A 20697-nucleotide genomic window follows, 5' to 3' on the forward strand; every position below is an offset into this window, starting at 1 on the left:
ATTTCTTAGATATTTATGATATACTAAAATTGAGAATAAATGCTAATATATAATATGTGGAGGTACTTAAATGAATGTAATTGAGATTAATAAATTAACTAAGCATTATGGCAAAGCTAGAGGTATTACAGATGTAAGCTTTAATGTTGAAGAAGGTGAAATTTTTGGTTTTATCGGACCCAATGGAGCTGGTAAGTCAACTACCATTAGAACATTATTAGGATTAATTTTTCCTACAAGTGGTTCTGCTAAAATTTTCGGAAAAGATTGCATTAAATATGGGCCAGAGATTCGCAAGGAAATTGGTTATCTTCCATCTGAAGTATTTTATTATGATAAGATGAAGGTTATTGATTTACTTAAGTATTCTGCTAGTTTTTATAAGAAAGATTGCACAGAGAGAATGTATGAACTTGCTGAAATTATGGAGCTTGATTTAAAACGTCGTATTGAAGACCTTTCTTATGGAAATAAGAAAAAAGTGGGAATAGTCCAAGGCTTATTACATTCTCCTAAGCTTATTATACTTGATGAACCTACTAGTGGCCTTGATCCACTAATGCAGCAAAAATTCTTTGACATTATTTCTGAAGAAAATAAGAATGGTGCAACAATATTTTTCTCGTCTCATATATTATCTGAGGTTCAGCAATTATGTGACCGTGTTGCAATTATAAAAGAAGGTTCAATAGTTAAATTAGAAGAAATTAAGAAATTGAGAGAGGATAACTATAAAAAAATTACAATTAAAGGGCAAAATCTCAATGAAGAGAAGTTTGTTATAGAGGGTGTTACGGAAGTTAAAAGATTTGAAGAAGAACTTAAATTTTTCTACTATGGTGATATTAATAAAATGACAAGTGCTATCAGTTCTGAGAAGGTTCGCGATGTTCTTATAGAAGAACCTACATTAGAAGAGATTTTTATGCACTATTATAAGTAGGTGATGAGATGACAATATTTAAATACGAATTTAAATTGTATGTAAAATCTATAATCATTTGGAGTCTAGCCGTATGGGGTATGCTGTTTATGTGTATGGCAATTTTCCCAAGCTTTAGTGCAGATACAGCTATGGTTGAGAAAATGATGGAAAATTACCCTGAAGAAATGTTGAAAGCTTTTGGAATGAATAGTGGAGTATCGCTTTCTACTGTCCTTGGCTATTTTATATTTATATATGCATTTATTCAGTTGTTCTTAGCTATTCAGGCATCTAATTACGGGTTTAGTTGTCTTTCTATTGAAGAGAGGGAATTAACAGCAGATTTCTTGATGAGTAAGCCAGTTTCAAGAACAAATATTATTATATCAAAGTTTTTAGCAGCCCTTCTGGCTTTGACAATAACAAATCTATTAGTTTGGGCAGGCACTTTTTTATCAATTGAACTCTTTAGAGACGGCAAAGCATACGATGCAGGAAAAGTAATGTTACTTCTTGGTACAAATGTATTATTTCAATTGTTTTTCTTGTCTGTTGGAATGATTATTTCTGTTTCTGTTAAAAGAATTAAAAGTGTACTTAGTTATTCAATGGCCTTAGCATTTGGACTTTATATGCTTAATTCTCTAAGAAGTATTTTTGGCGGTGAATTACTTGGTATTATATCACCTTTTTATCATTTTGACCCTGCATATATACTAGATAAAGGTGAAATTAATTTACCCATGGTAGGAGTAAGTATTTTTGTAATCATTGTATCTATTGGAATCAGTTATGTTTTATATAATAAAAGAAATATACATTCACTATAGGAGGGGTTTTCGTGAATATTATTATGAGGGAATTAAGAGCACATATGAAATCACTCATTATATGGAGTGTTAGCATTATAGCACTTATTGCAATGATGATGTCAGAGTTTTCAGCTTACTATAACAACCCGGAAATGGCAGATATTCTTGATGCAATGCCACAATCATTGCTCGATGCTTTTTCAATAGCAGGGGCTAATCTTACAACAGTAAGTGGATATGTTAGTATGGCATCTGTTTATTTTTATATTTTACTTAGTATATATGCAGCTTTACTTGGAAGTTCAATTATATCTAAAGAAGAGAGAGATAAAACTGCTGAATTTTTCGTAACATTGCCTATTTCAAGAATTAAAATAATCTCTACTAAATTGATTTCTGCAATAATACTATGCATATCAGTAAATATTGTAACAATGCTAGCTATTTATGGAACTACAGTTCAATATGATAGAGGGGAAGGGTTCAATAAATTTATGTTTCTTATGATGCTTGCTATTTTTATTATTCAGATGATCTTTATGAGTGTGGGCATGTTATTAGCTGCGGTAATGAGGAGATATAAGCTATCAGGTAGATATTCTATGAGTTTATTATTTGGCTTATATGTGGTATCTGTAATTACAGCGTTGAGTGATAAACTTGAAAATTTAAAATATATAACACCTTTTAAGTATTTTGAAGCTAGTTATATATTACATGAAGGCAATTTGGAGGCTAAGTATGTATTGATTTCACTTGTAATTATTTCTGTAGCTATAGCAAGCATATATATCGTATATCCAAAAAGAGATTTATATATATAAAATATTTATTTGTACAACGGGAATCATGAGTAAACAGAAGTACTTGTAAGCAGAGTCAAGGGAGCTTAATTTGCTCCCTACATTTTTACTGATATAGCTAACCATTTACGTTCTAATTATTAAAAATTGCATTATATGTCTGTTTCAATGTTTCGTGTTTAATTTCAGTTGTGTCAAATTTTAGTAACTTAAAAGTTATTTGCACACAAAAACCTATTGAGAAAGCTGATATAATTGTACCTATTCCAGCCATGCCGCCAAGAATCCATCCTAAAAATACTACAAATACCTCGATTATTCCACGACATAGCCCTATAGGTAGTCCAGTTTTTCTAGCAAGTGCAACCATTAAACTGTCCCTAGGTCCTGCTCCAAAAGAGGAACCCATATAAAAATATGACGCCAAGGAAATGATGAATAAACCTAAAATTAGCATTATAATTCCTACCCAAAAGTTGATTGCTATTGGTATTAGGTTAGATTCTAATATCAGATCAAGAAATGTTCCTATAAGTAGCATATTTAAAATAGTACCTATTCCGAGTTTTTCCCCAAGTAACACTGTTACGAATACAATAATAATACCAACTAAAATAGTGGCAGTGCCTATACTTATTCCTGTTGTTTTTGAAATTCCAACATGGAAAACTTCCCAAGGAGCATATCCGATATTACCTTTAATTGTAAAAACCACCCCCAAAGCAAATAAAAAAAGTCCAAATAGCAATCTCATAAGACGTAAAAAATAATCTTTCACAATAAAACCCCTTTCATATTGTATCTCTTGTTAATTGGTGATAGGCTAACTTGTACGAAATGAAAATTAAAAAAAAAAGATAGTATGATTGAATGAATAGTTATTAAAATGTAATTGTAAGATGATAGTATAACAATATGATATTCGAAAATGCTATAAATACTATATTAAACTATATTATAAAGATATTAACACTAGAGTCAATAGGTTATTTTTATCATAGCATTGACTATTTTTTCATGTTATGTTAATATTATAACGAAATTTCAAATATTAAGACTTGATTGTTTTTATATTTGTTTTCATAAGCGATAGAAGAGTTGTTTTTAGTAAAATAAAAAATAAATCTGACAGAGAAGTTTATTCTAATCTGAAAGGGAATTAGATAAAGAGTTTTCAAAATGAAATTTGGAACTCCAAATAATGATTTTATGCTTTTCTTTAAGTATAGAAGAGTATTAAATTTTTGTTCAAACACTAACTTTCCCTTGGGAAAGTTTTTATTTTTTTGAGGAGAAATGGAAATGATAAAAAAAGTAAAAGGACTTTTATTGCCATTATTATTAGTTTTTATTTGGATGGTAGTTGCAAAATTAGGCATTTTTAATAGTTATATTATTCCACCACCAAGTAAGATTGCGATTACCACAGTGAAGTTAGTAAAAACAGGTGAACTATTTACAAATTTGATGATTAGTTTCAATAGAGTTGTAGTTGGATTTTTGATAACTTTTTTAATAGCTTTTCCACTTGCTATATTTTTAGGAAGCAGAAGAAGAGTTATGCCTTATGTAGAGCCGTTTTTGGAATTTATGAGACATATACCTCCTATAGCAATGATTCCGATTTTGATACTTTGGCTTGGAATCGGGGAGTCTTCGAAAATTGTAATTATAGTACTTGCTACTTTCTTCCCGATTTTTTCTAATACATTAACGGGAGTTACAAATTATGATGACAAGCTTTTAGAGGTAGGGGAAATTTTTGGTTACAGTAGATTTGATAAATTTAGAAAAATAATATTTCCCCAAGCTCTACCATCAGTATTAACAGGAATTCAATTAGGACTAGGTTATAGCTGGAGAGCACTCATGGGTGCAGAGCTTGTAGCGGCTTCTTCTGGTATTGGATATATGATAATAGATGCAGAACAGCTATCTAGACCGGATATAGTCATTGTTGGGATATTATCTATAGGAATTTTAGGGTATTTTATTGATAGTATATTTTTAAAACTTTCGAAAAAAATATTAAATTCTTACGGAAAGGAACTTTAATATGGGAGAGCTAATACTGAGAAATTTAAACAAAACTTACAAAGTTGGTGATAAAAATGTCCATGCACTAAGAGATATTAATTTAAATATTCCAATAGGTAGTTTTGTTACTATAGTTGGTAAAAGTGGGTGTGGCAAAAGTACTTTATTGAGATTACTTTGTGATTTGGAAAAAAAAACATCAGGAAGTATTGAATACAAAAATAATCGTGAAAATAAATCACCCAAAATAGCTACGGTATTTCAAGAACCAAGACTAATGCCGTGGCTAACAGTTGAAGATAATATTGCTTTCTCACTTAATAATTATAAAGATAAAGACCATGTGAATGCTATTGTAAATAAGTATTTGAAATTGTTAGGATTATATGATTTTAGAAAGGCTTATCCTGCACAAATTTCAGGAGGAATGGCACAAAGGACAGCATTAGGGAGAACTCTTTGTTATGACCCGGACATTATTTTAATGGACGAACCATTAGGGGCTCTTGACTATTTCAATAGAAAAAAACTTCAAAAAGAATTGGTTAATATTTTTCAAAAAACAGGGAAGACAATTATATTTGTTACTCATGATGTTGATGAAGCTATTTATTTAGGACAAAAGGTAGTGATAATAGATAAGGGGTATTTGAAGGAGATTGTCGATGTAAATATGAAGTATTCCAGAGATTCAGACAGCAATGAATTTTTGAATCTTAGGAAATATATTTTAAATACATTTAATAAATTTTAGGAGGAGTAAGTATAATGAAATTTTTAAGAAAATTAGCTTTATTAATGAGTGTTTTGTTAGTTTTAGGATCAGTTGTTGGTTGTTCGGCCAAGAGTGATGAGGTTTCGGGTGATTTGCCTGAAACAATAAATATTTCTTATGTTAAGGCTCCATTAAATGTGCCTTCAATTGTTGAAAAGAACAAGCAATTGTTTGAAGAAGAATTTTCAGCAGATGGTATAGAAATTAATTATCCAGAGATAACTTCTGGGGCGAAAATGACTGAAGCAGTTGCAGCAGGTTCTTTAGATTTTTGTAATGCTATTGGGGCAACATCTGTAATCTTAGGGGCTGCAAATGGTGTTGATATAAGAATAATTGGAATTTATAGCAGAGCACCAGAAGCTTTTTGTATTATGGCTAAAGATGAATCTATAAAAAGTATGAAAGACTTAGAAGGTAAAAAAGTTGTTGGACCGAAGGGAACAATACTTCATCAATTACTAATAGGGGCTTTAGCTGAAGAAGATTTATCTGTAGATGATGTAGAGTTTATTAATATGGATATTGCAAGTGGAGTATCAGCACTTTTATCAGGTAGCGCAGATGCTGTTTTAGTGGCTGGAGCAGCAACAGACAATGCCAAAGAAAATGGTGCACATATTGTAACAACGGGGGAAGGGATATTGGATGCAACTATAGTAATTGGAGCAAGCGGCGAATTTTTAGATGCACATCCTGATATAGCTAAAAGATATCTTGAAGTTCATAATGAAAGTCTTAAATTTATGGAAGAAAATCAAGATGAAACTTTCCAATTGACAGCAGAAGAAACTAAACTCACTATAGACCAAGTAAAAAATATGTACGCTTTATATGATTTTGATCCTACTATTTCTGAAAATGATATTAAAGAATTAGAGAAAACTCAAGATTTTTTGAAAGACAATGGAATGCTTGATAATACGGTAGATATTGAAAGTTTAATTCAAGAGATTGATTAATAGCCTGTTTTTATTATAAGAACTAAAATGAATTATTTAACAATAGTTTAAAAATTAAAAATATTTTAAAATATTATTTTTAAAAGATATTATAGAATGAAAACCCAAGGGATGTATTTCACTTGGGTTTTTTGTATGTTACAAAAGAAGTTCTGACTGGGGTACAATAAGCCAATTGTTTGATTTAAAATTATATAAGTGTTAAATGTGAATATATATATTTAGAAAAATACCAAAAATACTTAACAAATAATCAAAAATAAGTTAAAATATAAACTGTAATTTATTAAATTAATAATTAATATATTACTAATTTAGTAAATGATAAATATGAAAAGCTAATAACAGTATAAACAATATTATTATAAAATAGGTATTTACCTTATATACGAAGAGGTGAAAGGAATGGAATTAATAAAAACAAAAGACGCAAGATTTAAAATTAGGTTTGCTACAGAAGAGGATGCGGCTTTAGTGGTGGATTATATGAGGAAGCTTGGACAGTATCAAAAAATGTTAGATAAAATCACAGTAACAGAAAAAAATATGCGTAATATTTTATTAGAAAAAAAAGGTGAAGCTATATTTGGGATGTTAGATGGTGAAATAGTTACATTTGTATATTTTTGCCATAATTCATCAGCCTTTATTGGTGGCACGGGAATTTACATAGATGGATTTTTTGTCGATGAAGAGGTAAGGACTATGGGTATTGGGAAGAAAATGATGGAATTTATGTCCAAGCTTTCAATTGAAAGAGGATGTGTGAGGTTGGAATGGGGATGTTTAGACTGGAATGAACCTGCAATTAAATTTTATAAGAAAATGGGTGCTATGAGTGTTGATATTATGACTATATACAGATTTAATGAAGAGAGGTTACAGGAAATAGCGGAACAATTTTAGTTTATACATAGGAGATAATTATCTGTTGCAAAGTCAAAAACTAATTCCAAAAAATAAAATAATTGATTATGATGTTAAAATCAGAAAAAAAGGTAAGAAGGGTAAAAAAGATAAGATAAGTATTATTTTACATATAATGAATGCAAATGATATTGAAGTTCATGGAGGTAATATTGCCTATTACTTAAAAGATGTCCTTGATAAAATTCAGGAAGAAAGATTTGTTATAGAAAAAATGAAAGAATATGGTGTTGAGGGGTAGAATATAAAAAAAGTAACAAATTAATGGTATAGTATAGCAATCTTCTATAACTTACTATACAATTGATATAGGAAATTATAGTTTTGGAAGGTGATTAGAATGTTATTTGTACAGTATCCTAAATGTTCAACTTGCATGAAAGCAAAGAAATGGCTTGATGATAAAGTAATAGATTATGAAGATAGACATATTGTAGAAAATAATCCTACAAAAGAAGAACTGAAAGCTTGGTATAAGCAATCAGGATATCCAATTAAAAGGTTTTTCAATACTAGTGGGAAAGCTTATAGAGAATTAGGGATGAAGGACAAAATTCCTAATATGACAGAAGAGGAGATTTTTGACGTGCTTGCTTCACAAGGAATGATGGTTAAAAGACCTATAATAGTTTCAGAAGATTTTGTATTAGTTGGATTTAAAGAAAAAGAATGGGAAGAAAATTTAAAGAGAGAGATGAACAGATGATAAATAAAAACTTTGAAGATTACAAATTAAGTAGCGAATTACTAAAAGCAATTAATATGTTGAATTTTAAAAACCCTACAAAGGTTCAAGAAAAAGTCATACCAGCAATATTAGAACATAAAGATGTGGTAGTTAAATCACAAACTGGTAGTGGTAAGACTGCTGCCTTTGCAATTCCAATTTGTGAGTTAATAGACTGGGATGAAAATAAACCTCAAGCTTTAGTACTTGCGCCTACAAGAGAACTCGCTATACAAGTTAAAGAGGATGTTTTTAATATAGGTAGATTTAAAAGACTCAAAGTGCCTGTGGTTTATGGTAAATCTTCTATGAAAATGCAAGTAAAAGAACTTAAACAAAAAACACATATAGTGGTAGGCACACCAGGGCGTATATTAGATCATATTGAGAGAGGTACCTTTGATACTTCAGAAGTAAAATACTTAGTTATTGATGAAGCTGATGAGATGCTTAACATGGGATTTATAGAGCAAATTGAGAGTATAATAAATAAATTACCTAAAGAGCGAATGACCTTGTTATTGTCGGCAACTATGCCTAAAGATGTAAAGAAACTATGTAATAAATACATGGAAAATCCTTTGCATATACAAATAGAAGACACTAGTAAAGCGTCAGACCGAATAGAGCAAGAGAGATACATCATAGATAGAAATGAAAAGATTGAGCTTTTGAAAGATATTACTGTAGTTGAAAATCCAGATAGTTGTATTATATTTTGCAACACAAAACAAATGGTAAATGATATTCATAGTGAGCTTAAAAGAGCTAGATACACTTGTGGAAAAATTCATGGGGGTATGGAGCAAGAAGATAGATTACGAGCAATGAATAGTTTTAAACAGGGTTCTTTTAGATATCTTATAGCTACAGATGTTGCAGCTAGAGGTATTGATATTGATGATATTTCACTTGTAATAAATTATGATATTCCTTATGATAAAGAAGTATATGTTCATAGAATAGGAAGAACAGGCCGTGCTAGTAAAGAAGGTAGAGCAATTACTTTTGTAACTAAAAATGAGAATAAGTTTTTAAAAGAAATACATGAATATATTGGAAAAGAAATTCCTCTTAAAGAAAGACCAGATGAGGAAACAGTAGAAGCTTCAAAACAAGAATTCATGAGAAAAATTAGTGTAAAACCTAAAATTAAAGAAACAAAAAGTGCGAAATTAAGTAAAGAAATAATTAAGTTACACATCAATGCAGGCAAGAAAACTAAAATGAGACCAGTAGATGTTGTAGGTACACTTTGTAGTATTAAAGGAATGACAGCACAGGATATAGGAATTATTAACGTGCTTGATGTATCTACCTTTGTTGAAGTATTAAACAATAAAGGTGAGATGGTTTTTAAAGAACTTCAAGATAAACCTATTAAAGGTAGAATTAGAAAAGTAAGTAAAGTAGAAATGTAAATACAAAAGTAATGAAAGAGGACAATTATATGAATGGAAACATACGAGCAAATTTACGACCAGGAATAAAAGTTAACGTTGTTCAAAAACAAGATCAGCGTTCAGGAAAACTAACAGAAGGTATCGTTCAAAAGATACTAACAAATTCACCAAATCATCCACATGGCATCAAAGTAATGCTTGAAAGCGGCATTGTAGGTAGAGTTAAGGATATACTGAATTAGCAATTAGCAATTAGCAATTAGCAATTAGCAATTAATTATGATTTTGTGATTAAAGTTAAGAAAATCAGCTATGGTTCGAAATAGTGTTTAAAATAAAGACTTATCTTCTTTCTAAAAAGGAGATAAGTCTTTTGCTCAATGAGTTTTGATTTATATATTATTATTTTTATTCTTTCTTCTATTAGAACTTTGTTTCTGGCTATAACTCTTAGATGAATAACTCTTGCCAGTAGTTTCTTTAGATGAATTTTTATCAGTAGTTTTTTTACCTAAAGGACTTTTATTAGAAGAACTCTTGGTAGAAGAACTCTTATTAAAAGATTTGTTGCTAGGTGAACTTTTTTTAGAAAAACTTCTATTAGAGGAATTTCTACTAGAAGAGTTTCTGTTAGAAGAAATTCTATTATTTGAGTTTTTAGTGTTTTTATCATTAACTACTGGTGTAGTGCCAGGGATTAATTTATAAGGATGGTCTTCTATTACTGGTATTTCTTTCTTTATAAGTTTTTCAATACTTTTAAGATGTTTTTTTTCATCCTCATCGCAGAATGAAATTGCAGTGCCTTCAAAGCCGGCTCTTCCAGTACGTCCAATTCTATGAACATATGTTTCAGGAACTTCAGGTAAGTTGAAATTAATTACGTGGGATAATTCATTTACATCAATACCTCTTGCGGCAATATCCGTTGCTACTAAAACTCTTACTTTGCCTGCTTTAAAACTATTTAAGGCACGTTGCCGAGCATTTTGTGATTTGTTTCCATGAATAGCTTCAGCTTGTATTCCTGCTTTAACAAGACTGCCTGCAAGGGCACTAGCACCACGTTTTGTTCTTGAAAATACTAAAACAGATTCTAGGGATTTATCTTTTAGTAAATAGGTTAATAAAGCTTTTTTACTTTCTTTATTCACATAATATAAATTTTGAGTGATAGTATCTACTGTGGATGAAACAGGTGTTACTTCAACCTTTACAGGATCTTTTACAATGGAATTAACTAATTTTGTAATTTCTGCAGGCATAGTTGCAGAGAATAATAATGTTTGCCTATCTTTAGGTATGTGGGCTATTATTTTCTTTACGTCATGAATCATACCCATATCTAACATACGATCTGCTTCATCTAAGACAAAATGGCTTACATTTTTTAAATTAATAAACTTTTGATTATATAAATCAAGCATTCTTCCTGGGGTTGCCACTAGTATATCTACACCTGATTTTAGCGCATCTGTTTGAGGTCTTTGTGATACACCACCAAAAACTACTAGGTTTTTGAGGTTAGTATATTTACCATAAGCTGTGAAACTTTCGCCTATTTGAATTGCAAGTTCTCTAGTTGGAGCTAATATTAAGGCTCTAATCGGTCTAGGACCTCTAGTGTTCAATTTTTCTGTGTAAAGATTTTGTAATATTGGAATAGCAAAAGCAGCAGTTTTACCAGTACCTGTTTGTGCACAACCTACACAATCTTTTTTTTCTAGTAAGGGAGGAATAGATTTTTCTTGTATGGGTGTTGTTTCTGTATACCCACAGTCTATTAAAGCTTTTTGGATAGGTTTTATAATATTTAAATTCTCAAATAACATTTTTTCTCCTTTGTGTTTTTTATTTGGAATAAATCTTATTAGTAATTAACTTACCTTTATATAATTTTATAGGTGATATCACAATATTATTTGAATTCTCTATTTTTTTAATAAAGTATTTTTCATTTTCAGTGATAATTGAAATAGCTGTACCTTTTTTGCCGGCTCTACCTGTACGACCAACCCTGTGTATATATTCATCTAAGTCGGCTGGCATATCAAGATTGATAACATGTGTTATATCTTGAAGGTCAAGGCCTCTTGCTACTAAATCGGAAGAAACAAGAATATTTGATTTACCATTCTTAAAAGCGTCTAATGATTTCTTTCGTGAAGCTTTTGTTGCATTACCAAAGATTCCAACTGCGTCAATTTTATGATAATTAAGTCTTGCTACCATTTCTTGAATTAATTCATTTTTATTTATGAAAACAATAGCTTTTTTAGGTTTAGATGCATGAATTAAGCTTCTTAGTATATTTATTTTATCGCGTACAGTAGAGGTAATGTAGAAATGCTCAATGTCATTGTTGACTTTTTCGTAAGCTAGCTTTATTAATTCTGGATCTTTCATAAGATCTGTAGCTCTTTCCTTAGTTTGTTCGCTAATTGAGGCTGAGAAAGCTAGTAACTGTCGATCTCTTAGAGTAGTTTTTATTATAGATTTAACGGATTCAACATTATTATCAGATAACAATTTATCTGCTTCATCAATGACTATAGTTTTTGCTTGATGGGCTTTGATTTTTTTCATTTTAATTAGTTCAAGTACTCTACCAGGTGTACCGACAACAATGTGAGGTTTTGATTTTAAGCTTTCTACTTGACGTTTAATATTTACTTCTCCAATTATAGGTGTTGACCTTACAGAAATTCCTGAGTGGGTAGAAAGGTCTTTAATAACGTTATTTATCTGTACTACAAGCTCATGAGTAGGTGCAAGAATTATTGTGTACAAATCTTTTGAACCTGTATCGATTTTTTCAAAAGAGGGGAGTAAGTAAGCGAGAGTTTTTCCACTACCAGTAACAGCTTCAGCAATAACATCTTTATTTTTTAGTATAAGAGATATTGTGGCTGCTTGAATTGGTGTGGGGGTTACTATACTTTCTTTTTTCAGGCCGTCAATTAAATTTTCTTTTATATTCAATTCCTTAAAAGTGTTCATAATTTTAATTCTCCTCATTATATAGATTATTTATTTTAACATAAATTTATATGTAAGTTTTATCTTTAGTCAATCATTAATTCTATAGGTAACGTAAGGATTTGTCAATTATATAGGAATATTTTTCATAATAACCTTGATATTAAGAATAGAAAATAATAACATATAAACTACTGAGTTAATTAGCATAGACTATATGAGATTTTTATGATAACATTAGTGCTTGCGACATTATTAAAATTGGAGGTAGTGTATGATATTTAAACAAATGATGGGTGAGGAAACTAATGTAAAGAATGAGGTACTTTCAGGACTTACAGTTGCATTAGCTTTAGTTCCGGAAGCAGTAGCTTTTGCTATAGTAGCTGGAGTAAAACCTTTAGTTGGCTTATATGCCGCATTTATAATTGGATTTATAACATCAATTTTTGGTGGAAGACCTGGTATGATTTCAGGGGCAACAGGTGCACTGGCAGTTGTTATGGTAGAACTTGTGTCTTCGCATGGTGTAGAATACTTATTTTTAGCAATAATAGTAATGGGAATTATTGAAATTATAGTTGGACTATTGAAACTAGGTAAATTTGTTAGATTTATTCCTCAACCTGTAATGTTAGGTTTTGTTAATGGACTTGCAATTATTATCTTCCTAGCACAATTAAGTCAATTTAAGACAGATGGAGTAAATGGAGAATTGCAGTGGATGGTAGGGTCACAACTATGGATAATGATTGGCTTAGTTGCATTAACTATGGCAATTATTTATTTCTTACCTAAATTAACTAAAACGATACCAGCAGCTTTAGTGGCTATTGCAACAGTAACATTGTTAGTGAATATCTTAGGGATAGATACAAGAATTGTAGGAGATATAGCCAAGGTTAAAGGTGGGTTACCTCAGTTTAGTATACCTAATGTTACATTTAATTTAGAAACTTTAAGAATAATATTGCCTTACTCTTTGATTTTTGCAGCAATTGGACTTATAGAATCTCTTATGACGTTAACACTTGTGGATGAAATTACTGAGACAAGAGGAAGAGGGAATAAAGAATGTATAGGACAAGGACTTGCTAATATAGTTACAGGGTTTTTTGGTGGTATGGGTGGATGTGCAATGATTGGTCAAAGCATGATCAATATTGAATCTGGCGGTCGCAAAAGGTTGTCGGGATTATCAGCATCATTATTTTTATTATTATTCATATTGTTTGGGTCAGGTATTATAGAAAGAATACCTTTAGCAGCTCTTACTGGTGTAATGTTTATGGTTGTAATTGGTACGTTTGAGTGGGAAAGCTTTATAATCATGAAAAATATACCTAAAACAGATGCTTTCGTTATTATTTTAGTATCAATTGTTACGGTTTTTACAGATTTAGCTATTGCAGTAGCCGTTGGAGTTATTGTTTCAGCACTTGTATTTGCTTGGAAAAAAGGTAAGAAAATTGATATTGACTGTTGCATAAATGAGAAGGGGAATAAAGAATATTTTATAAGAGGAGCTGTATTCTTTGGTTCATCTCGTGATTTTGTAGAAGCTTTTGATATTAAAAATGACCCTGATATAGTCATTATTGATTTTAAATATGCAAGAGTTTTTGACCATTCAGGTATTGAAGCTATAAATACATTAACCTCAAAATATAAAAAGCTTAATAAAGAGCTGCATTTGAGACATTTAAGTAGTGAATGTTATCAGTTAATAAAAGATGCAGATGCTATAGTTGAAGTAAATATAATTGAAGACCCTAAATATCATATTGCAGATGATGTATTGGCATAAATTTAGTTTGAAAATTAATACTCAATAAGGAAAAGAAAAAACAACTAAAACATGATTGTTAGTTTGAGATAATCTTGTTTTAGTTGTTTTTGATTTTAAAAGGTTAGGATAAATAATTTATTTGGCTGCTTATTACTAAACTGCTGCTGATGATACTGCAGCATGTCTATTATTTCTCATATGTGAGGCAGTAAAGTTGAGAAGGTCTATTACTCTAGCAGAATATCCCCATTCATTATCATACCAAGCTTCTATTTTTACCATGTTATTATCTATGACCATAGTAGATAGTCCATCTATAATAGAAGATCTAGAATCACCTTTATAGTCTACTGAAACAAGTGGCTCTTCTGAGTACCCTAAGATACCTTTCATTTCTTTTTCTGAATACTTTTTAAATTCATTGTTTATTTCTTCTGCAGTAACATTTTTCCTAAGGTCACAAACCAAATCAGTAATTGATACAGTTGGTGTAGGAACTCTTAATGCTAATCCATTAAGTTTACCTTCTAAATTAGGAAGAACTTTAGCAACTGCTTTTGCAGCACCTGTTGTAGTTGGGATAATAGATGTGCCTATTGCCCTAGCTCTTCTTAAATCTTTATGAGTTTTGTCTAATATTTTTTGATCATTTGTATAGGAATGAATAGTAGTTATAAGCCCTTTTTCTATACCAAATTTGTCGTCAAGGATCTTTACTATAGGAGCAAGACAATTTGTAGTGCAAGAAGCATTAGAAATTATAGTATGTTTATAAGGATTATAATCGTTTTCATTAACACCCATAACGATTGTAATATCTTCTTCTTTAGCTGGTGCTGTGAGTATTACTTTTTTTGCTCCTGCTTTAATATGACCCATTAAGGATTCTCTTGTTTTGAATATTCCAGTTGATTCTATAACTATATCAATACCAAGTTCTTTCCATGGTAAATTATCAGGAGTATCTTCTCTGAAAATTCTTATTTCTTTTTTGTTTATTATTAGGATGTTTTCTTTAGTTTCTACTTCACCATTAAATATTCCGAAGCATGAATCGTATTTAAATAAGTGTGCTAAGGTTTTGTCATCTGCTCTAGCATTTAATGCTACTATTTCGATATCATGATTTAAATTTTCCTCAGCGATTCTCATTACGGTTCTTCCTATTCTGCCAAATCCGTTAATAGCAACTCTAATAGACATTAATATTACCCCCTAAATGTTTTTATATTTAATATATAATCATATAGCATATAATATATAGCATATAATATATAGCATATAGTATATGCACGTGTTTAAATACCACGTATATATTTATAACATTGCACAATAAAGAAGTCAATAGTATAACGTAAATATATTTATAATTTTAGTAAAAAAGTGCATTGGTAGTTATTTTGGTATAATTACACAGCTTTAGAAGGTATATAACATATGGAATTTGGTGTTGAAATAAGTGGAGGTATATAATATATAAATAAGAATAATTCATTAAAAATTAAGCCTACATCTGGAAAATAGGATTGTTATAATTATTCTCTAGATGTAGGCTTAGTGTTATTCAGTTTTCCTGTTTTAGTTGTTTCTTAGATTTTGTGAGAGGTAAATTATTATAATTCTTTAACCCATTTTAATATATTTTCTTTATCAGTTTTGTCAGGGTGATTTTTTCTTACAAAACCCATACCTTGTCCAAAACACTTGGAATAGTTTTCTTGCAGCATAATTTTTTTGATTTTCAATAAGGTTTTTACTTGATTAAAAGCAGCAGAATCTGAGTTACCTCTACCGAACCAAGTTAAAAGCAAAAATACTTTACCAATCTCTTTTTCAGGTGTATCAATATTATTAATCCATTTTGCAATATTTTTATGCACTTTATTAGCATAAATTCCTGATGATAGTAAAATAATATCGTATTTTTCTATCTCTATTTTACTGTTTTCGTCAATCACCATAATTTCGAAGTCGGTATTTTCTGAAATATAAGAACAAACATTATAAGTATTGCCAGTTTTTTTTGGACATAAAATAATTTTTTTCATTTCTTTCTCCTTTTAATTATTAGAATGTATTAATTATCCACATAGTATTAATTATAGAATTAAATAAAATTATGTACAAATATTATGCTTGATTGTAAAATATTCAACATATATACTAGTTTTAAAGGGGAGATGGGATAATGAAATTATCAGTGCTTTTAGATAATAATACATTTATAGATCGATATTTTTATGGAGAACCGGGGGTATCTTATTTTATACAAGATAAGGATATTAATATTTTATTTGATGCAGGATATTCAGATGCATTTATTAGAAATGCACAAAAGATGCAAATAGATTTAAAAACTGTAGATTCAGTAGTTATTTCACATGGACACATTGATCACACACTGGGATTATTGGATTTGATTAAACTATATACAGAAGCTGCTATAGAAAAAATAGATTGTAAAAAGCCAAACCTAATTGCTCACCCATTAGCATTTTTAGAAAAACGAATGGATGATGAAGTAGAAATAGGGTCTATGATTACAGAAGAAAAATTGAGTAAGCATTTTAGTATGAATTTAAGTAAAGAGCCACTATGGATAACTGATAAATTAGTTTTTCTTGGAGAAATAGAGAGGAAAAATGATTTTGAAAACAGAGAACCAATAGGGAAGGTTCAATATAAGGATCATGAAATAGATGATTTTGTTTTAGATGATTCTGCTATGGTTTACAAAACTAAAGAAGGATTGGTGATTATAACAGGTTGTTCTCATTCGGGTATTTGTAATATTATACAATATTCGAAAAAGGTCTGTAATGATGAAAGAATTATTGATGTTATAGGTGGATTTCACTTGCTTAATCCAGCAGAAGAAACCATTAAAGGTACTTGTGAATATATAAAAGAAAATAATATAAAGAGACTTCATGCTTGTCATTGTACGGACTTGAAATCAAAAATCGAGTTATCAAAGATTGCAAATGTAGAAGAAGTTGGCGTAGGGTTAGTATTAGAATATTAAAGGAAATAATGTTTCATAGAGAAGTGGCTTTGCCACTTTTTTTGTTGTTATTGTATACCTTTTTGTGATATTATTGATATTAAAAAAATAAAAATTAGTAAATGTTTAAAAACAGGGGGGTATATGGAGAATTATTTAAGAAATGAAAAAGTTGATTTGCTTTTAAAAAATGGAAATATTATAAATGTATTTGACGGGAGTATATATAAAGGAGACGTAGCAATAGTAAAAGATATAATAATTGGTGTTGGTGAAGCTTGTGAGTATATAGGACAAAGAGAGATAGACTGTTCAGAGTTATATATATCCCCAGCTTTTATTGAATCACATGTTCATATAGAATCTTCTAAAGTTATTCCAGAAGTGTTTTCTAAAATACTATTAAGTAAGGGTGTAACAACTTGTATAGCGGACCCTCATGAAATAGCTAATGTTTTAGGAGAAACTGGACTAGAATTTATGATAGAAAACTCTAAAAATAGCGATATTGATATATATTTTATGTTGCCATCTTGTGTACCAGCTGTACCTACTGAAGATAATGGAGCTATTTTGAGAGCTGAGAATTTAGAGAAATTTAAAAAATATGATGCTGTTTTAGGTCTTGGAGAGGTAATGGATGTTCAGGCTGTTATTAATTCAAATAAAGATATGAAGGCTAAATTAGAGGCTTTTAAAGATTATGCAATAGATGGTCACTGTCCAGATATAAGTATAAAAGATTTAAATAAATATATATTAAGTGGAGTAAAAACAGATCATGAGTGTACAAAACCAGAGGAAGCTTTAGAAAAGATAAAAAGAGGTATGTATGTAATGCTAAGAGAAGGCTCTGCTGCGAAAAATTTAGAACAACTTCTCCCAGCTGTAAAAGATGGTAATTTTCACAGATTCCTATTTTGTACTGATGATAAGGACATAAATGATTTAGTAGATGAAGGCTCGGTAGATTACAATGTAAGGCTTTCTATTAAGTTAGGATTAGATCCAGTAAAAGCAATTATTATAGCATCTTACAATGCAGCTAATTGCTACAGTATTAGTAATAAAGGAGCAATAGCACCGGGATATATGGCAGATCTTTTAATATTTGATAGTTTAGAGGATATAAATATTAATAAGATAATAAGAAAAGGAAAAGAAATAGAGGACAATAGAACTATAGAGGGTGAGTCATTTGCTTCGTCAGAAATGAACATTAAATCTTCTATGAATATTGATAAAGTAGAAGAAGATTTATTTAAAATAGAAGTAAAAGGCGAAAAGATAAATACTATTAAAGTGCTTGAAAAATCTATTGTCACAGAAAAGGTTTTGAGAGAAGTATCTAGCAAAGGGAAGTATATAGAAGATTTAAAAGAAGAAAATTTATATAAAATAGGGGTTTTAGAAAGACATAAGGGTACGGGTAAAAAAGCCTTAGGATTTATAGAGGGCCTTGATATCGGAAATTGTACAATAGCTCAAACTATAGCCCATGATTCTCATAACATAATAGTAGTGGGGAAAAGTGATAAGGATATGGCAATGGCGGTAAATAGATTAATAGATATTAAGGGTGGTATCGTATTAGTATCTAATGGGGAAGTAATCGAAGAATTGAGTTTGCCAATTGCAGGTTTGATGACATATGAAGACCCAAGCTGCTTAATAAGTAAGATTAACAATATGAATAATTATATAAATAAAGATAGCGGTAAAAATTCAGATGTGTTTTTAACTTTAGGGTTCATGGCTCTATCTGTTATTCCAGAATTAAAGATAACCACTAGAGGGTTATATGATTTTGGAAAAGGTTGTTTTATAGACGTTTTTAGATCGTAAACTACTCGCCACTTAAGAAGTGGAGAATTTCACACAAAATCTATTAAATATAAAAAACTATAGCTAATGCCATAGTTTTTTATATAATATATTTAATTTATTCCAATAAAGAACATTTTTAGTCCGATTAGTATTATGGCGCTATCGGCAAGTGCATGTACAATCCAAGAATTCAATAGGTTTTTCGATTTAGTATCTAAAAAGTTAAAAACAAAACCTACGCTAATAAGTCCAAAAAGAGCTAGTAAAGTGATAGGCAATGAGAACCAACTTTTAAAGATTACAATATGGTATAGTCCGAATAAGAATGAAGAGAATATGTAGCCTAGCTTTTTATAGCCAAGTTCATAAAGGTTTAGAAATATAAACCCTCTAAAGAAAAACTCTTCTAAAAACGAGTTTCCAAGGGTTATATAAAGACCTACGAAAATAAAACTTATAGGTGTAATTTTTAGTTTGTTTTGAAGTTCATCCATTATGTTATTTAGATCTATATAGTCTTTTAATATAAAATAAGTAATTAAAATAATTATAAAAGATATAATGCCAAGTGTTAAACCTAAAGTTAAATCTTTTTTCTTGAATTTATTAAGTTTCAATGCGTTTTTGAAGCTTTCTTTTTTTACAAATTTATAGTAAATAAAAGGAATAGAAACAAAAAGTAAAATTTTAAGAGTAGTTTTAAGTAAATAGCTAACACCAATGCTTTGTTCAACAAAGTATAAAATAATGCAAGCTAATATAGATGTAATTATGACGAATAGATTTTTTTTCATAAGTTGCTCCTTTTCTAAAATATTAATAAAAATGTGCAATTTTCAATGTGCAGTTTGCAATGAAGGAGGATTTCCTCATCCTCGGAAATCCTTGAAATAAAGATTATCCAAGGAATATTGGATCTTCATCATTATAGTATAATTATAGCATATTTGAGGTTTGTCTTATTAGATTCATCATAGTGTTTTAGCTCATACATTTATTTGTATATGGGTAAAACTAGTCTTTGCGTGTAACTTTGAGTACAAGTATAAAAAAGTTTTATAATAAAAGCTCTGAACTATGAATTATACCCCAGTACTCTTTTAAAGGTAGTTTTGTAAGATTTTTTTAGTGTTAAAATAGCAGTTAGAGTATTTAGCAATATAAGTGAAAGCATAAAGTAAAAATAAATAGAAGGATTTGTATTAAAAATTATAGTTCTTATTATAAACCAAGTGATGAGTATAGACAATGTGATAAGGACGCTACCTAGAACTAAAGAAGTTTTTTTATCTGAGTAACTAGAGCTAAGTTTTAATTCTGTAGATGCAAAATAAGGAAAAACTATATTTGCTGACAATAATAAAGCTGTAATATAAGTTAAGTATTCTAACAAAATCCCTAAAGGATTTATAAAATTAATAACAATAACAAAGATAATACTTGTACATAAGATGATATAAGTATGTAAGTATATAAGTTTGATAATATCTCTAGTTTTAAAAGGAACCATTGATAATTGAACATATTTTTCTGCGCTTATTCCATCAAAAATCATTAAAAAAAACGTACAGTTAGTACTGATAATTAGTACTTCTAACATAGTACTAACATCAGACTTAAAGAAGCTAAAAATAGCAGGAAATATTATGAAAATAATCAAAGAGAATGTTTTATAAAAGCCATTAAATTTTAAAAGTTTTATATAATTTTCGAGTAATTTTTTCATT

At 29.7% G+C, this 20697-nt stretch carries 20 protein-coding genes and 1 pseudogene; 14 read left to right on the forward strand and 7 right to left on the reverse strand.

Going from position 1 to position 20697, the window contains the following annotated elements; genetic code table 11:
* The first annotated feature begins 70 nt into the window (after positions 1-70).
* The 3 genes from ACVHXK_RS05160 to ACVHXK_RS05170 are packed head-to-tail and all read left to right on the forward strand — an operon-like array spanning position 71 to position 2561.
* Entirely contained in the window at positions 71-943 is an 873-nt protein-coding gene (locus tag ACVHXK_RS05160) for an ABC transporter ATP-binding protein (RefSeq protein WP_461205300.1), read from the forward strand.
* Between the two features lie 8 nt (positions 944-951).
* The gene (locus tag ACVHXK_RS05165; protein ID WP_461205301.1) at positions 952-1755 is read left to right on the forward strand and encodes an ABC transporter permease; all 804 of its coding nucleotides are present in this window, start codon (positions 952-954) and stop codon (positions 1753-1755) included.
* 11 nt (positions 1756-1766) lie between these two features.
* Positions 1767-2561 carry an ABC transporter permease subunit gene (locus ACVHXK_RS05170; protein ID WP_461205302.1) on the forward strand — a complete coding sequence of 265 codons (795 nt, stop codon included), beginning with the start codon at positions 1767-1769 and terminating at the stop codon, positions 2559-2561.
* A 112-nt stretch (positions 2562-2673) separates the two neighbouring features.
* Here the strand turns inward: ACVHXK_RS05170 and ACVHXK_RS05175 are convergent, their stop codons facing one another.
* Positions 2674-3318, reverse strand: a complete 645-nt coding sequence (locus ACVHXK_RS05175; protein ID WP_461205303.1) for a YczE/YyaS/YitT family protein — start codon at positions 3316-3318, stop codon at positions 2674-2676.
* Between the two features lie 524 nt (positions 3319-3842).
* Here ACVHXK_RS05175 and ACVHXK_RS05180 point away from each other — a divergent pair.
* The 8 genes from ACVHXK_RS05180 (at position 3843) to ACVHXK_RS05215 (ending at position 9613) form a co-directional block, all read left to right on the forward strand.
* Positions 3843-4595 carry an ABC transporter permease gene (locus ACVHXK_RS05180; RefSeq protein WP_461205304.1) on the forward strand — a complete coding sequence of 251 codons (753 nt, stop codon included), beginning with the start codon at positions 3843-3845 and terminating at the stop codon, positions 4593-4595.
* 1 nt (position 4596) lies between these two features.
* Entirely contained in the window at positions 4597-5331 is a 735-nt protein-coding gene (locus ACVHXK_RS05185) for an ABC transporter ATP-binding protein (RefSeq protein ID WP_461205305.1), read from the forward strand.
* 14 nt (positions 5332-5345) lie between these two features.
* Positions 5346-6314, forward strand: coding sequence for an ABC transporter substrate-binding protein (locus ACVHXK_RS05190; protein WP_461205306.1), 969 nt, complete (start codon positions 5346-5348; stop codon positions 6312-6314).
* 405 nt (positions 6315-6719) lie between these two features.
* Positions 6720-7220 (forward strand): GNAT family N-acetyltransferase, encoded by a 501-nt coding sequence (locus tag ACVHXK_RS05195; protein ID WP_461205307.1) that lies wholly within the window; start codon positions 6720-6722, stop codon positions 7218-7220.
* A gap of 25 nt (positions 7221-7245) precedes the next feature.
* Complete coding sequence (locus ACVHXK_RS05200; RefSeq protein WP_461205308.1) at positions 7246-7482, forward strand: hypothetical protein; 237 nt, start codon at positions 7246-7248, stop codon at positions 7480-7482.
* Positions 7483-7575: 93 nt separating this feature from the next.
* Positions 7576-7947 (forward strand): arsenate reductase family protein, encoded by a 372-nt coding sequence (locus ACVHXK_RS05205; RefSeq protein ID WP_461205367.1) that lies wholly within the window; start codon positions 7576-7578, stop codon positions 7945-7947.
* On the forward strand, positions 7944-9389 hold the full coding sequence (locus tag ACVHXK_RS05210; protein ID WP_461205309.1) for a DEAD/DEAH box helicase: 1446 nt from the start codon (positions 7944-7946) through the stop codon (positions 9387-9389). The genes ACVHXK_RS05205 and ACVHXK_RS05210 overlap by 4 nt, the downstream gene beginning before the upstream one ends.
* A 29-nt stretch (positions 9390-9418) precedes the next feature.
* Positions 9419-9613 carry a YwbE family protein gene (locus ACVHXK_RS05215; RefSeq protein ID WP_461205368.1) on the forward strand — a complete coding sequence of 65 codons (195 nt, stop codon included), beginning with the start codon at positions 9419-9421 and terminating at the stop codon, positions 9611-9613.
* A 309-nt stretch (positions 9614-9922) separates the two neighbouring features.
* On the opposite strand, the pseudogene ACVHXK_RS05220 reads toward ACVHXK_RS05215, so the two are convergent.
* Positions 9923-11203: pseudogene (locus ACVHXK_RS05220) on the reverse strand (DEAD/DEAH box helicase); the annotation flags it as partial.
* Between the two features lie 19 nt (positions 11204-11222).
* Entirely contained in the window at positions 11223-12371 is a 1149-nt protein-coding gene (locus tag ACVHXK_RS05225; protein WP_461205310.1) for a DEAD/DEAH box helicase, read from the reverse strand.
* A gap of 253 nt (positions 12372-12624) precedes the next feature.
* Between ACVHXK_RS05225 and ACVHXK_RS05230 the strand changes: the two genes are divergently transcribed.
* The gene (locus ACVHXK_RS05230; protein WP_461205311.1) at positions 12625-14157 is read left to right on the forward strand and encodes a SulP family inorganic anion transporter; all 1533 of its coding nucleotides are present in this window, start codon (positions 12625-12627) and stop codon (positions 14155-14157) included.
* Between the two features lie 135 nt (positions 14158-14292).
* On the opposite strand, the gene gap is transcribed toward ACVHXK_RS05230, so the two are convergent.
* The gene (gap, locus tag ACVHXK_RS05235; protein WP_461205312.1) at positions 14293-15342 is read right to left on the reverse strand and encodes a type I glyceraldehyde-3-phosphate dehydrogenase; all 1050 of its coding nucleotides are present in this window, start codon (positions 15340-15342) and stop codon (positions 14293-14295) included.
* Positions 15343-15752: 410 nt separating this feature from the next.
* On the reverse strand, positions 15753-16187 hold the full coding sequence (locus tag ACVHXK_RS05240; protein ID WP_461205313.1) for a flavodoxin domain-containing protein: 435 nt from the start codon (positions 16185-16187) through the stop codon (positions 15753-15755).
* Between the two features lie 140 nt (positions 16188-16327).
* On the opposite strand from ACVHXK_RS05240, the gene ACVHXK_RS05245 reads away from it, so the two are divergent.
* On the forward strand, positions 16328-17164 hold the full coding sequence (locus tag ACVHXK_RS05245; RefSeq protein ID WP_461205314.1) for an MBL fold metallo-hydrolase: 837 nt from the start codon (positions 16328-16330) through the stop codon (positions 17162-17164).
* 123 nt (positions 17165-17287) lie between these two features.
* On the forward strand, positions 17288-18988 hold the full coding sequence (gene ade / locus ACVHXK_RS05250; protein WP_461205315.1) for an adenine deaminase: 1701 nt from the start codon (positions 17288-17290) through the stop codon (positions 18986-18988).
* 92 nt (positions 18989-19080) lie between these two features.
* On the opposite strand, the gene ACVHXK_RS05255 is transcribed toward ade, so the two are convergent.
* Complete coding sequence (locus tag ACVHXK_RS05255) at positions 19081-19764, reverse strand: CPBP family intramembrane glutamic endopeptidase (RefSeq protein ID WP_461205316.1); 684 nt, start codon at positions 19762-19764, stop codon at positions 19081-19083.
* Between the two features lie 281 nt (positions 19765-20045).
* Positions 20046-20696, reverse strand: a complete 651-nt coding sequence (locus tag ACVHXK_RS05260) for a hypothetical protein (RefSeq protein ID WP_461205317.1) — start codon at positions 20694-20696, stop codon at positions 20046-20048.
* Position 20697: the final 1 nt, after the last annotated feature.

This window comes from Clostridium sp. DL1XJH146 (assembly GCF_054819755.1).

Coding starts and splice junctions, on each gene's coding strand:
- ACVHXK_RS05160 (WP_461205300.1), top strand. CDS start 71: ATGAATGTAATTGAGATTAATAAATTAACTAAGCATTATGGCAAAGCT.
- ACVHXK_RS05195 (WP_461205307.1), top strand. CDS start 6,720: ATGGAATTAATAAAAACAAAAGACGCAAGATTTAAAATTAGGTTTGCT.
- ACVHXK_RS05225 (WP_461205310.1), bottom strand. CDS start 12,371: ATGAACACTTTTAAGGAATTGAATATAAAAGAAAATTTAATTGACGGC.
- ACVHXK_RS05180 (WP_461205304.1), top strand. CDS start 3,843: ATGATAAAAAAAGTAAAAGGACTTTTATTGCCATTATTATTAGTTTTT.
- ACVHXK_RS05245 (WP_461205314.1), top strand. CDS start 16,328: ATGAAATTATCAGTGCTTTTAGATAATAATACATTTATAGATCGATAT.
- ACVHXK_RS05165 (WP_461205301.1), top strand. CDS start 952: ATGACAATATTTAAATACGAATTTAAATTGTATGTAAAATCTATAATC.
- ade (WP_461205315.1), top strand. CDS start 17,288: ATGGAGAATTATTTAAGAAATGAAAAAGTTGATTTGCTTTTAAAAAAT.
- ACVHXK_RS05240 (WP_461205313.1), bottom strand. CDS start 16,187: ATGAAAAAAATTATTTTATGTCCAAAAAAAACTGGCAATACTTATAAT.
- gap (WP_461205312.1), bottom strand. CDS start 15,342: ATGTCTATTAGAGTTGCTATTAACGGATTTGGCAGAATAGGAAGAACC.
- ACVHXK_RS05190 (WP_461205306.1), top strand. CDS start 5,346: ATGAAATTTTTAAGAAAATTAGCTTTATTAATGAGTGTTTTGTTAGTT.
- ACVHXK_RS05230 (WP_461205311.1), top strand. CDS start 12,625: ATGATATTTAAACAAATGATGGGTGAGGAAACTAATGTAAAGAATGAG.
- ACVHXK_RS05215 (WP_461205368.1), top strand. CDS start 9,419: ATGAATGGAAACATACGAGCAAATTTACGACCAGGAATAAAAGTTAAC.
- ACVHXK_RS05185 (WP_461205305.1), top strand. CDS start 4,597: ATGGGAGAGCTAATACTGAGAAATTTAAACAAAACTTACAAAGTTGGT.
- ACVHXK_RS05255 (WP_461205316.1), bottom strand. CDS start 19,764: ATGAAAAAAAATCTATTCGTCATAATTACATCTATATTAGCTTGCATT.
- ACVHXK_RS05210 (WP_461205309.1), top strand. CDS start 7,944: ATGATAAATAAAAACTTTGAAGATTACAAATTAAGTAGCGAATTACTA.
- ACVHXK_RS05260 (WP_461205317.1), bottom strand. CDS start 20,696: ATGAAAAAATTACTCGAAAATTATATAAAACTTTTAAAATTTAATGGC.